This is a genomic window from Globicatella sp. PHS-GS-PNBC-21-1553 (assembly GCF_033564055.1).
Taxonomy (GTDB): Bacteria; Bacillota; Bacilli; order Lactobacillales; family Aerococcaceae; genus Globicatella; species Globicatella sulfidifaciens.
In genome coordinates this window covers 57,042-69,525 of sequence record NZ_CP085470.1, presented here as the reverse complement: position 1 = coordinate 69,525, position 12,484 = coordinate 57,042, and the positions used below count along the sequence as shown (strand labels likewise).

General features: G+C 35.7%; 13 protein-coding genes. All 13 read left to right on the top strand.

Features of this window, described 5'->3' with window-relative positions:
• Positions 1-635 precede the first annotated feature (635 nt).
• On the top strand, positions 636-1,913 hold the full coding sequence (locus LB888_RS00350) for a hypothetical protein (protein ID WP_318753143.1): 1,278 nt from the start codon (positions 636-638) through the stop codon (positions 1,911-1,913).
• 244 nt (positions 1,914-2,157) lie between these two features.
• On the top strand, positions 2,158-3,228 hold the full coding sequence (locus tag LB888_RS00345; protein ID WP_318753142.1) for an FAD:protein FMN transferase: 1,071 nt from the start codon (positions 2,158-2,160) through the stop codon (positions 3,226-3,228).
• On the top strand, positions 3,203-4,174 hold the full coding sequence (locus LB888_RS00340) for a UbiA family prenyltransferase (protein ID WP_318753141.1): 972 nt from the start codon (positions 3,203-3,205) through the stop codon (positions 4,172-4,174). Before LB888_RS00345 ends, LB888_RS00340 begins: the two co-directional genes overlap by 26 nt.
• Before the next feature lie 204 nt (positions 4,175-4,378).
• Positions 4,379-4,834, top strand: a complete 456-nt coding sequence (locus LB888_RS00335) for a MarR family winged helix-turn-helix transcriptional regulator (RefSeq protein ID WP_071408433.1) — start codon at positions 4,379-4,381, stop codon at positions 4,832-4,834.
• A gap of 13 nt (positions 4,835-4,847) precedes the next feature.
• A complete protein-coding gene (locus LB888_RS00330) occupies positions 4,848-5,789 on the top strand; it encodes a beta-ketoacyl-ACP synthase 3 (protein WP_318753140.1) in 942 nt (313 codons plus the stop codon).
• A gap of 23 nt (positions 5,790-5,812) precedes the next feature.
• On the top strand, positions 5,813-6,031 hold the full coding sequence (acpP, locus tag LB888_RS00325; RefSeq protein ID WP_066125706.1) for an acyl carrier protein: 219 nt from the start codon (positions 5,813-5,815) through the stop codon (positions 6,029-6,031).
• Between the two features lie 144 nt (positions 6,032-6,175).
• A complete protein-coding gene (gene fabK / locus LB888_RS00320) occupies positions 6,176-7,132 on the top strand; it encodes an enoyl-[acyl-carrier-protein] reductase FabK (protein WP_078755803.1) in 957 nt (318 codons plus the stop codon).
• 10 nt (positions 7,133-7,142) lie between these two features.
• Positions 7,143-8,078: an ACP S-malonyltransferase gene (locus LB888_RS00315; protein ID WP_318753139.1), complete on the top strand. Its 936-nt coding sequence runs from the start codon at positions 7,143-7,145 to the stop codon at positions 8,076-8,078.
• A 16-nt stretch (positions 8,079-8,094) separates the two neighbouring features.
• Positions 8,095-8,817, top strand: a complete 723-nt coding sequence (fabG, locus tag LB888_RS00310) for a 3-oxoacyl-[acyl-carrier-protein] reductase (RefSeq protein WP_318753138.1) — start codon at positions 8,095-8,097, stop codon at positions 8,815-8,817.
• An 18-nt stretch (positions 8,818-8,835) separates the two neighbouring features.
• Positions 8,836-10,074, top strand: coding sequence for a beta-ketoacyl-ACP synthase II (fabF, locus tag LB888_RS00305; protein ID WP_318753137.1), 1,239 nt, complete (start codon positions 8,836-8,838; stop codon positions 10,072-10,074).
• Positions 10,071-10,559 (top strand): acetyl-CoA carboxylase biotin carboxyl carrier protein, encoded by a 489-nt coding sequence (gene accB, locus LB888_RS00300; protein ID WP_078755807.1) that lies wholly within the window; start codon positions 10,071-10,073, stop codon positions 10,557-10,559. The genes fabF and accB overlap by 4 nt, the downstream gene beginning before the upstream one ends.
• A gap of 12 nt (positions 10,560-10,571) precedes the next feature.
• Positions 10,572-11,006 (top strand): 3-hydroxyacyl-ACP dehydratase FabZ, encoded by a 435-nt coding sequence (gene fabZ, locus LB888_RS00295; RefSeq protein ID WP_066125718.1) that lies wholly within the window; start codon positions 10,572-10,574, stop codon positions 11,004-11,006.
• Between the two features lie 37 nt (positions 11,007-11,043).
• Complete coding sequence (locus LB888_RS00290) at positions 11,044-12,426, top strand: acetyl/propionyl/methylcrotonyl-CoA carboxylase subunit alpha (protein ID WP_276649247.1); 1,383 nt, start codon at positions 11,044-11,046, stop codon at positions 12,424-12,426.
• Positions 12,427-12,484 lie beyond the last annotated feature (58 nt).

Below are 12,484 nucleotides of genomic sequence, written 5' to 3'. Positions count from 1 at the left end.
TTGATAAATTCAGTCAAGTTTTTGCCCATTTTCTATCAATGTAATGGTTCATCGAAATTAAAATTGCAGCTTAAAAATTAGCTTAATAGCTTTTCAAGTATGTAAGGGAGTAGCCACATGAAGCTGGGCAAAAACTTTTTAAATTCTGTTCAGGCATATCTATTTAATTCAAAGCGCAGTGGTTGAGTGGTATCAAACGGCGTTTTAAAGAGGTTAGAAATCAACTTGCAAATTTTTGTCCAATTATTGCGCTAATAAAAAGCGCAGTGGTTGAGTGGACTCAAACGACGTTTTTCGACTTGTTTGAGGCCTACTCCCTTGCCCATTCCCTTTTTGAATTTAGCGTGCTAGTTGAAGAATGGCAATCGCATCTAACTTCTTGTCCATCACCCGGCTGAATTTAGTCTCATTTTACTTGTTAGATATTAGTTTTATTATAAGCAGATAATAAGTTTAAAGTCTTAATAAAGTCACAAGTTTTTAGTAACTTTATCAAGTGAAGCATTAGTTCAGATAGTTTTTTATTTTTAATATTATGTAAAAATGATGTTATATTAGACATAAATTCCGCTTTATTGTATAATAATGATGCGGTTTCAAATAGAACGCAAAAAAAAGAAAGAGGGAATGATTATATGGAAATGAAAAAATTATTACTTAAGAGCTCTTTATTATTAGGTTCTGTTTTCTTATTAACAGCATGTGGTTCAAATGAAACTACAGAAGAAACAACAGTTGCTGAAACAACTGCAGCAGTAGAAGAAACAACTGTTGCTGAAACTACCGAAGCAGTAGAAGAAACAACCGAAGCTGATTCAGAAGAAGAAACAACCGAAGCTGATTCAGAAGAAGAAACAACCGAAGCTGACTCAGAAGAGGAAACAACCGAAGCTGACTCAGAAGAAGAAACAACCGAAGCTGATTCAGAAGAAGAAACAACCGAAGCTGATTCAGAAGAAGAAACAACCGAAGCTGATTCAGAAGAAGAAACAACCGAAGCTGATTCAGAAGAAGAAACAACCGAAGCTGATTCAGAAGAAGAAACAACCGAAGCTGATTCAGAAGAAGAAACAACCGAAGCTGATTCAGAAGAAGAAACAACCGAAGCTGACTCAGAAGAAGAAACAACCGAAGCTGATTCTGAAGAAGAAACAACTGATGAAGAAACAGAAGTAGCTACTGATGGATTACAAGATGGTACTTATACTGTTGTTGGTAATCCAGACGAACGTGGTTGGGCAGTAAAACATACTATCGAAGTAAAAGATGGTAAAGTGACAACTTCAGATTTCGACTACTACAATGAAGCAGGCGACAGAAAAACTGAAGATGAAGAGTATAACAAAAATATGAAAGACAAAGCGGGCGTATCTTCTAAAGAAGCGATTGAACAATTAAATACAGCTTTAGTAGAAGGGCAAGAAGCTGAAGTAGAAGTGGTTTCAGGTGCAACCCATACTGCAGAAAACTTTGTAAAATCAGCAACAGCTTTATTAGAAAAAGCAGCTAAAGGTGATACTGAAGAAACAAATATTGATGAGGTTGCTTTAGTTGATGGTGAATATACACTTAAATCTGATGAAGATGAACGTGGATGGGCTCATACTTTCACTTTAGTTGTTAAAGATGGAAAAGTTGCAGAATCTAAATACGACATGGTCGATAAAGATGGTAACTTAAAATCTGAGAACGAAGAGTATAACACTTCAATGAAAGAAAAAACAGGTGCTTCATTTGCTGAAGCAGTTGAAGCTTTAAATGCTGGATTAGTAGAAAAACAATCAACTGATTTAGAAGTAGTTTCAGGTGCAACTAGCACTTATGATGCTTTCGTTGAATATGCTAATTTATTATTAGAAGCAGCAGCTAAAGGTGATACTGAAACAATTGAAGTTAAAGTAGCAGCTGAATAATCTTATTTAATAGAATAATATTTTAAAGCTAAAACTTTAAAATAATATGAAAAGTCTCAAACTGATTATCGTGTTTGAGGCTTTTTTATGCATGGCATGATGATGGTTAATATTCTACCAATGTTTAACTTTTAAGTGACAGTATAGTGAAACTTTAGTAAAATGGAGATGTTAATGTTTTTAAAAAAGGTGGAATGTAAAAGAATGTTAAAAAAAGAAAGTTCAAAAGCTTAGCTTATTATTAATGAGTACTTTTCTATTTGTTCCAACGTTTGCAATTCAAGCGGAAGAATCAACTGAAGCAGAAGTCGTCACTGGTGCTTCAATCAAAAATGATCAATTACCACTAAAGGTCGTCAAAACACCTTTGTCGCGCACAGAATCATTATTACATACCGCTGTTCAAATCCAAATCTATCATGAAAATCAAGAAGAGGTAATGGACTTGGCTTTTGATTATATTGAACGTATGGAAAGATTATTTTCAACTAATCTAGAAGGTTCCGATGTTTATCGTATTAATCAAGCAGCAGGAAAAGAGGCTGTTAAAGTAGCTCCAGAAACATTTGAATTAATCCAAAAAGCGTTAGAAGTATCAGAGTTAAGTAAAGGTAAATTTGATATCACCATTGGAGCGGTGACTAATTTGTGGCGTATAGGTGATGAAGCGGCGCGTAAGCCTGAACAAAGTGAAATTGATGCGGGTCTTAAAAAAATTGATTACCATAAAGTGATTTTGGATGAAAAAAATCAAACAGTTAAATTAGCTGAAGAAGGAATGGTAATTGAATTAGGTGGTATTTCCAAAGGGTATATTGGGAGTGGTATCGTTAAATATTTAAAAACAGCAGGTGTTAATACCGCTATTGTCAACCTTGGTGGAAATGTTATTGTGATGGGGACATCTCCATCAAATGAAGAAGGATGGAATGTTGGGGTACAAGATCCGGATGAAGTTCGTGGTGCGGTAGTTGGCACAGTAAGAATGAAAGATTACGCGGTAATCACTTCAGGCGTTTATGAACGCTATTTAGAAGTGGATGGTGTCCGTTATCATCATATTTTAGATCCAAAAACAGGTTATCCATTGGCTAATGAAATTTCAGGGGTGACTGTTTTTGCGCCCGAATCGGTTGATGGAGATGGTCTTTCAACATCATTATTCCTATTTGGTATCGAAAAAGGAATTGAGTTTGTTGAGAGTTTAGAAGGAGTAGAAGCAGCATTTATCGATAAGGAACATCATGTGTATTTAACATCGGGTCTCAAAGATAAATTCAAGTTAACGAATGAGGAGTATAAAGTTGTTGAGTAAAGATAATATCAAAATATTTTTAAAATTTGTTGAGATTCAAACGAAGATTGCCAGCGTATTTCCCATGTTGATTGGGATAATGTGGGCACTTTATCGTTATCAAGCTTTTAATGGGTTCAATACGTTATTATTTATCATTGCAGTATTGTTTTTTGATATGTGTACTACGGCCATCAATAATACAATGGATTATTATAAAGCAAAGTCTGAGCGATATATCAAAGAAGAAAATGTCATTGGTATCTATAATTTATCGCCAAGAAATATGGTCATCATTCTATTCGTCTTATTAGCGATTGCAATCATTTTTTCAATTCTATTGGTCTTTAAAACAGATCCTATATTATTGATTTTAGGTGCGGTTTGTTTCTTTATTGGGGTTATGTATACGTATGGTCCGACGCCTATTTCAAGAACGCCTTATGGTGAATTTTTCTCCGGTTTTACGATGGGGTTTGGTATCTTTTTTCTGGCCGTTTTCATTCAAGACCCTGCACTTTTAATTTCGACTCAGTGGGATGTTCCATTGATGACTTTAAATTGGCATTGGTTAAATACTATCGAAATATTTATGATGTCGTTGCCTTTAGTTTCCTTAATTGCCAATATTATGTTAGCAAATAATATTCGTGATTTAGATACTGACATCGAAAATGAACGTTTTACGCTGGTTTATTATGTCGGTCGTCCTTTTGCAATCATCTTATATCAAGTGCTAAGTGCTTTACCTTGGCTATTTTTCTTATTGTTTTTATTATTAGGTAATTTACCTTGGTGGTGTGCGATTGCTTTTATTGGGGTGGTGCCACATTATCGAAGTGTCATGACTTATCGCCAAAAATATATGGAGAAACCAGCTTTTGGTGAAGCGATAAAAAGTTTTATTTTATTTGCTAGTATTTATTTACTGATATTAATTATCGTGAATATCAGCACTTTATTTTAAAAATTCTAAAATCCTTAAGGGTTGTTCAAGACAATCTTTGAGGATTTTTTTATTTAAATCCTATTATATCAACATTATAAGGCTATTTATTTTGATTCAATAAATTTTTTTGAGTCAATAGTTGACAAAAGATTTAAACTAGGATAAACTTTGACTATCAAATAGTTTGATTATCAAACTAAATGAAAGAGGTGAATTTTACGAATGGATTTTGAGATCATTGATGAGGTTAATTCTTATTTAGTCCGTATTTTTAATGAAATAATGCAAATAGAAGAAGAATCACTAAAATCAAGTGAGTTCAAGGATATTACGATTAAAGAAATGCATACAATAGAAGCCATTGGATTGGTAGATAATCCAACTTCTAGTCAAGTAGCCAATAAGTTAGGCATTACGGTAGGGACATTGTCCGTCTCGATTCAAAATTTAGTCAAGAAGGATTATGTTGAACGTGTTCAATCGGCAGAAGATCGTCGAATTGTTCGCTTAAAACTAACTAAGAAGGGTAAATTATTATATCGTTTGCATCATAAATTTCATACAGATATGGTCGAGAAAACCTTAACAGATCTTGAAATTGATGAAGCACAAGCTCTGATAAAAGGGCTGCGTAACCTTAACCAATTCTTAGATGAGATTAAGGGTAAACTAAATTAAAGGATAAGAATTGATGAGTAGAATAATTAAGATGGGGAGTTATTTGCCCCAAAATAAGTTATCAAATCTTGATTTAATTGAAAAGTTTAAAATTGATTCAAGTGATGAATGGATACAACAGCGGACAGGGATAGCTCAGCGCTACTTTGCAGACCATAATGAAGAAGTAAGTCATTTGGCGATTAAAGCGGCTAAAGATTTAGTGGATCAAATGGATCAATCCATTGCAAGTGAAATTAAAACGATTATCGTGGCTTCAATGTCCTCAAAACAACCGACACCGAGTGTTGCAAATCAAGTGAGTTTGGCTTTAAATTGTGAAGATGCTTTTTGTCTAGATATTAATACTGCTTGTTCAGGTTTTGTGAGTGCTTTAGAGTTAGCAGAGCATTTAAGTAGCAATCAAACGACAGGTTATACTTTAGTAATTGGTGCTGAGAAGATGAGTCAGATATTAGATGCGAACGATCGTTCTACCAATATTTTGTTTGGTGATGGCGCAGGTGCCTTTCTTATCGAACATGATGGCATAGGACTATTAGAGTATCAGAGTGCGATGCATAGTGATGGCGATTTATCTTTATCAATAGAAGTGAGTCAAGCTACCAACTTTTTAATGCAGATGAAAGGACGGGAAGTATTTAATTTTGTTTCACGAAAAGTGATTCCAAGTTTAATTGATTTTATACAAAAAAATGCAATTGAAATGGATTATTTAATTTGTCATCAAGCGAATCAACGTTTTATTGATTTAATAGCCAAAAAATTGAGCCTGGACGAATTAAAATTACCGTCCAATATCAAGGAAGTCGCTAATTTATCAGCCGCAAGTATTCCAGTTTTATGTCATCAGTTAGTAAAAAATAAACAACTTAAACTCGATGGTACGCAAACAATTGTCCTATGTGGGTTTGGTGCGGGACTATCGTGGGGAAATATTAAATTAAAAATTTAAAACATTATTCGGAGGAATTTAACATGGTATTTGAAAAAATTAAAGCAATTATTGTAGAGCAATTAGATATTGAAGAAAAAGATGTGACTTTAGAAACGAACTTTTTAGAAGATTTACAAGCAGACAGTTTAGATGTTTTTCAAATCATTAGCGAAATTGAAGATGAATTAGATATTACGATTGATACTGATCAAAATTTAAAAACAGTTGGCGATTTAGTTAACTATATTGAAGCTTTGTAAAAGCGTAAGTAGTAGATTATGACGTAAATTTAATAATATAGGATGACCGTATAAAACTATATAAAGACTCATATTTGTTTAGAGATTTTATTAGTGCACTATATGGTCATTATTATTTAACCTGATATAAAGGAAGAAAAAAATATGCAAACAGCTATAACAAAATTATTAAATATCAAATATCCTATTATCCAAGGAGCAATGGCTTGGGTAGCTGATGCTGATTTAGCCAGTGCAGTATCCAACGCAGGTGGCTTGGGAATTATTGGAACGGGACATGATCCGGTTGAAGTTGTCCGCGAAAAAGTTGAAACGATGAAAAATAAAACCAATCAACCCTTTGCGGTCAATGTCATGTTATTAAATCCTCATGTAGAAGAGGTAGTGGATTATTTAGTGAATTCAGGGGTAAAAATTATTACGACTGGTGCTGGTAATCCGGGGAAATACATGGAACGTTTTAAAGAAGCGGGAATTGTCGTTATTCCAGTAGTGGCATCAGTTGCATTGGCAAAAAGAATGGAACGAATTGGTGCCGACGCTGTGGTCGTAGAAGGAATGGAAGCTGGTGGACATATTGGTAAACAAACAACATTGGCTTTAGTACCTCAAATTGTAGATGCAGTGGATATTCCAGTAATTGCCGCAGGTGGTTTCGGTGATGGTCGTTCATTAGCAGCTGCTTTGATGTTAGGTGTAGAAGCGATTCAGGTTGGTACAAGATTTGTGGTGGCTAATGAATCAAATGCACATCCAAACTTTAAAGCCGCAATTTTAAAGGCGACTGATATTGATACCGTTGTGACTGGGACCATAACGGGTCATCCTGTGCGAGTTCTCCGCAATCGTTTGACTAAAGAATATTTAGCTTTAGAAAAATCAATCACCAGTCAAGAACAGCCGGATTTATCTGTTTTAGAGGATTTAGGTAAAGGTGCCCTAAGACGTGCCGTAGTAGAAGGCGATGTTAATACTGGATCCATGATGGCGGGACAGATTGCAGGTCTCATCAAAAAGGAGCAATCCTGTCAAGAAATTATTGAAGAGTATGTCAATGAAGCTAAAGCTGTTTTTCAAACAAAACAAAGTTACTTTAATTGAGGTGAAATAGTTGAAATTAGCAGTTATGTTTAATGGACAAGGCGCTCATTTTGAACAGATGGGGCAAGATTTTGTGACTCATTTTGAAGAAGCTAGAGCGGTCTATCAGCGAGCAGAGCAATTGACGCAACTCCCGATTACGAAATGGATCACAGAAGATATCAGTACACTTAATTTTACCAAAAATGCACAATTAGCGATTAGTACTACTAGTCTGGCCATCTTTAATTCAATAAAAAAACATTTACCTGATATTGAGGCAATGGGTGGATTAAGTTTGGGTGAATACAGTGCTTTAATAGCCAGTCAAATATTAAGCGAAGATGATGCGTGGCCTTTACTGAAAAAACGTGGGGAATTAATGAGTGCACAGGCTCAGACTTTAACTCATTCCCAAATGGTAGCTGTTATTCAAGTACCATTAGACGAAATTAAGGCCATTATAAATGAAATGCAAAATGATACTGAAATTTATATTGCTAATTATAATGCGCCCACTCAAATCGTTTTAGGTGGTACTCAACTCGCAATCAAGGAGTTTAAACAATTAGCGAAAGCAAAAGGTTATAAAAAGATTTTACCATTAAAAGTAGAAGGACCTTTTCATACACCATTAATGAAAGAGATACAAGAACCTTTTAAGGAAGCTTTATCAACGATTGGTGAATTAGAAACTAAAGGGAAGGTCCCGGTATGGAGTAATGTAACGGCAGAGCCACACCAAGCGACCACGATCAAATCCTTATTAGTTGACCATTTGGTTATGCCAGTTCAATGGTTGCAAACGATTGATCAATGGCATCAACAAGGGATTACTCATATTATTCAAATCGGACCTGGGAATACATTAGCTAAATTATTAAATCAACAGTATCCTACAATCAATCATTTAGTAGTGAATAAAGTAGAAGATATTGAAAACATTTCAGTATTTTTGAAATCATGAGAATTAGAGGTGGAAAATGAGTTTAGTTTGTTTAATAACTGGAAGTTCTAGAGGCATTGGTTTAGCTATTGCCAAACATTTAGCTAAATTAGATTATCAAGTGATTTTAAACAGTCGTAGACCAATTGATGAAGCTATTTTGGCAGAGTTTGAGGATGCAAGCCATCCTATTGATACGGTCATTGGTGATATTGGTAATTTTGAAGATAGCCAACGCATGGTCAATGAAATTAAAGAAAAATATGACCAAATTGATGTCTTAATCAATAATGCAGGGGTCACCAAAGATGGTTTATTTATAAGAATGAAGGAAGAAGACTATGATCTAGTCTTAGATACTAATTTAAAGGGGACCTTTAATATGTGTCGTCATGTGATTCCTTTGATGATTAAAAAGCGGAGTGGGACGATTATTAATCTTTCAAGTATTGTTGGAATTATTGGTAATGCCGGTCAAGTAAATTATGCAGCGAGTAAGGCGGGAGTCATTGGTTTAACGAAGTCTTTAGCTAGAGAAGTCGCAAGTCGTAACATTACCGTTAATGCGATTGCACCTGGATTTATCGAAACCAAAATGACGCATGATTTATCTGAAAAAGTAAAAAATACAATGCTGAGTCAGATTCCATTAAAAAGATTTGGTCAAGTGGAAGAGATTGCTGATTGTGTGCAATTTTTAATCCATAATCGGTATATGACTGGGCAAGTCTTAGAAGTTAATGGCGGCATGAATATGTAATAAGAAAGGAAAACGATAATGGAAAGAGTTGTGATTACAGGAATCGGTACAGTTTCTCCTATCGGTAATAATACCGTTGAGTTTTGGGAGAGTATTAAAAACGACCGACATGGTATTGCGCCGATTACTAAATTTGATGCCTCAGCAACAGGGATATCGGTTGCTGCTGAAGTTAAAAATTTTAATGGAAAAGAACTATTAGGCAATAAAGAAGTCCGCAGAATGGATTATTTTTCACAGTATGGATTAGTAGCTGCTATGGAAGCTGTTGAAATGAGTGGCTATGATATTGCAGCGAATCCGATGCGTGTTGGAACATTAGTCAGTTCAGGAATCGGTGGATTAGTTGAAATTGAAAATGGCATTCGTAAGATGATTGAAAAAGGACCTAAAAGAATCCCACCACTATTTGTTCCCTTAACAATCGGTAATATGGTAGCTGGTAATATCTCTATGAAATTAGGGGCTAAAGGTATTAGTTTGGATATTGTCTCTGCTTGTGCTAGTGCAACTAACGCGATTGGTGAAGCCTTTTTAAAGATTAAAATGGGACTATTAGATGCGTGTATTGCGGGTGGTTCAGAAGGAACCATTAATGAAATCGGTATTGGTGGATTTGCAGCCTTAACAGCATTATCGACGGAATCCAATCCTGATTTAGCTTCACGTCCCTTTGATAAAGACCGTGATGGTTTTGTCATGGGGGAAGGTGCAGGGATTTTATTTTTAGAATCATTAAGTTCAGCTCAAAAACGAGGTGCCACTATTTTAGGCGAAGTAGTCGGTTATGGCTCCACATCGGATGCTTATCATATGACAGCACCTAGTGAAGATGGCTCTGGAGCAGGAGAAGCAATGAAAATGGCGATCCAACAAGCTGATATTGAAGCGACTCAAATCGATTATATCAATGCTCACGGTACCTCTACACCAACTAATGATTCAGCAGAAACGGTAGCGATTAAATATGCATTAGGCGAACATGCTTACCAAGTACCTATTTCCAGTTCTAAAGGATTTTTTGGCCATTTATTAGGAGCTGCTGGCGGAGTTGAAGCGATTGTAACAGTTAAAGCGTTAGCTGAGGGCTTTATACCAGCAACCCTTGGCCTACAAAATCCAGAAGACGTGTGTGATTTGGACTATGTGCCACATAAAGGACGATCAAAAGTGATTCACTATGCTTTATCCAATTCATTAGGATTTGGTGGACATAATGCGGTCTTATGTTTTAAACGATGGGAGGGTAATGAATGAATTATCAAGAGTTATTAACCTTAATTGATAAACTAGACCAATCAAAAGTAGCTTATTTAGAATTCACTCAAGGTTCTGATAAAGTTGTATTATCCAAAGAGGTTCCATTCGATAAAGGACCCGTATTACAGACCATGGATCACACGACTAAAACGGTACAGGATCAAGCAGAACCTTCACCATCGACGGTTACAGAAGTACCAAGTAAAGAAACGAAGGAAGTATCATCATCTGAAAATTCACAATATGAAGCCATTAATTCGCCAATTGTTGGAGTGGTTTATTTACAACCACAACCAGGCGAACCATCGTATGTGACCGTCGGTGATGAGGTAAAGAAGGGCCAAACAATATGTATTATTGAAGCCATGAAATTAATGAATGAAATTGCTGCACCTTTTGATGGCATCATTCGTGAAGTATTAGTAGAAAATGACAACGTAGTGGAATTTGAACAACCACTATTTAAGATTGAACGTAAATAAGGAGAGTAAATTATGACAATTTTAACTGCCCAACAAGTAATGGATATTATACCGAATCGTTATCCGATTTGTTTTATTGATGCGGTCGATGAATTAGTTCCTGGAGAAAAGATTGTTTGTCGTAAAAATGTCACCATTAACGAACAATTTTTCCAAGGACATTTTCCTGGAGAACCGGTAATGCCAGGCGTATTAATTTGTGAAGCATTGGCTCAAGCAGGGTCAATCCCATTATTGCAGATGCCTGATTTTGAAGGAAAGACAGCCTATCTAGGCGGTTTAAATAAAGTGAAGTTTCGTCAAAAAGTTGTTCCAGGTGATGTGTTAAGACTACAGGTTGATATCGTAAAATTAAAGCGTAATGCTGGAATTGGTATGGGCCAAGCATTTGTTGGGGATAAAAAAGTAGCGGAAGCAGAAATGACTTTTATTATTGGCGTGAAATAAAGTTTATAAGAAAAGTCAAAAAAGTAGGTGAATAGGATTGTTTAGAAAAGTATTGGTAGCCAATCGTGGAGAAATCGCAGTACGAATTATCCGTGCTTTAAGAGAGATGAACATTATCTCCGTAGCCGTATATAGTACAGCTGATAAGGAGGCCATGCATACCCAATTAGCGGATGAAGCTATTTGTATCGGACCAGCTAAAAGTTTAGATAGTTATCAAAATCCGGTAGCGATATTATCTGCTGCGATGGCGACAGGGTGTGATGCTATTCATCCAGGGTATGGATTTTTATCAGAGCGAAGTGATTTTGTTGCCATGTGCGAAGAACTGGGGATTCAATTTATTGGCCCTCAAAGTCAAACGATTGAATTAATGGGCAATAAGCAAAATGCTCGTCAAACAATGATTGCTTCTGGAATACCCGTTACACCAGGCAGTGAAGGTTTAGTTCATACTTGGCAAGAAGCTACAACGATTGCTGATCAAATTGGTTTTCCATTAATGATCAAAGCGGCTGACGGTGGCGGTGGCAAAGGCATGCGTCGTGTTGAAAACGCAGATGACTTTAAAAAACTGTTTGAACAAGCACAGATTGAAACACAAAATGTATATGGTAATCAAGATTTATATATTGAAAAGATCATTTATCCTGCAAGACATATAGAAATCCAATTGATTGCCGATCACTATGGTAAAGTATTACATTTAGGAGAACGCGATTGTTCACTACAAAGGCGTAATCAAAAAGTCATTGAAATTGCACCAGCTGTAACCTTACCTGAAGCAACGAAAGAAGCCTTATGGCAAACAGCGGTCAAGGCAGCTCAAGCAATTGAATACCAAAATGCGGGAACAATTGAATTTTTAGTAGATGATGACTATAATTTTTATTTTATGGAAATGAATACACGTTTACAAGTAGAACATCCGATAACGGAATTAATAACCGGTATTGATATTGTCAAAGAACAAATAAAAATTGCGATGGGGCAACCTTTAGCACTCAATCAACAGGATATTCATTTTACTGGAGTGGCCATCGAGTGTCGCTTAAATGCGGAAGATTCAAATTTTGACTTTCGAGCTTCGAGTGGCCATATTGACCGGCTCATTTTACCAGCAGGACCTCATGTACGAATCGAGTCTGGAATTTACTCCGATTATTTTTTACCGCCTTATTATGATTCAATGGTAGCGAAAATAATTAGTTATGGCCACGATCTAAATGATGCCATGTTAATTATGGAACGGGCTTTAAGTGAAGTGGTAGTAGAAGGGATTACCACTAATATTGATTTATTACAAGCATTGATCATGAATGATGAAGTTCAAACCTTAAATTTCCATACAAAATGGTTAGAAGAAAGTTTTCTGCCTCAGTGGTTAAAACGTGAGGAGGGGTTAAATGGAATTATTTAAAAATAAAAAAATAATTCGTTTAAATGCACAACCACCTACCTATCATGAAAAAAATCAA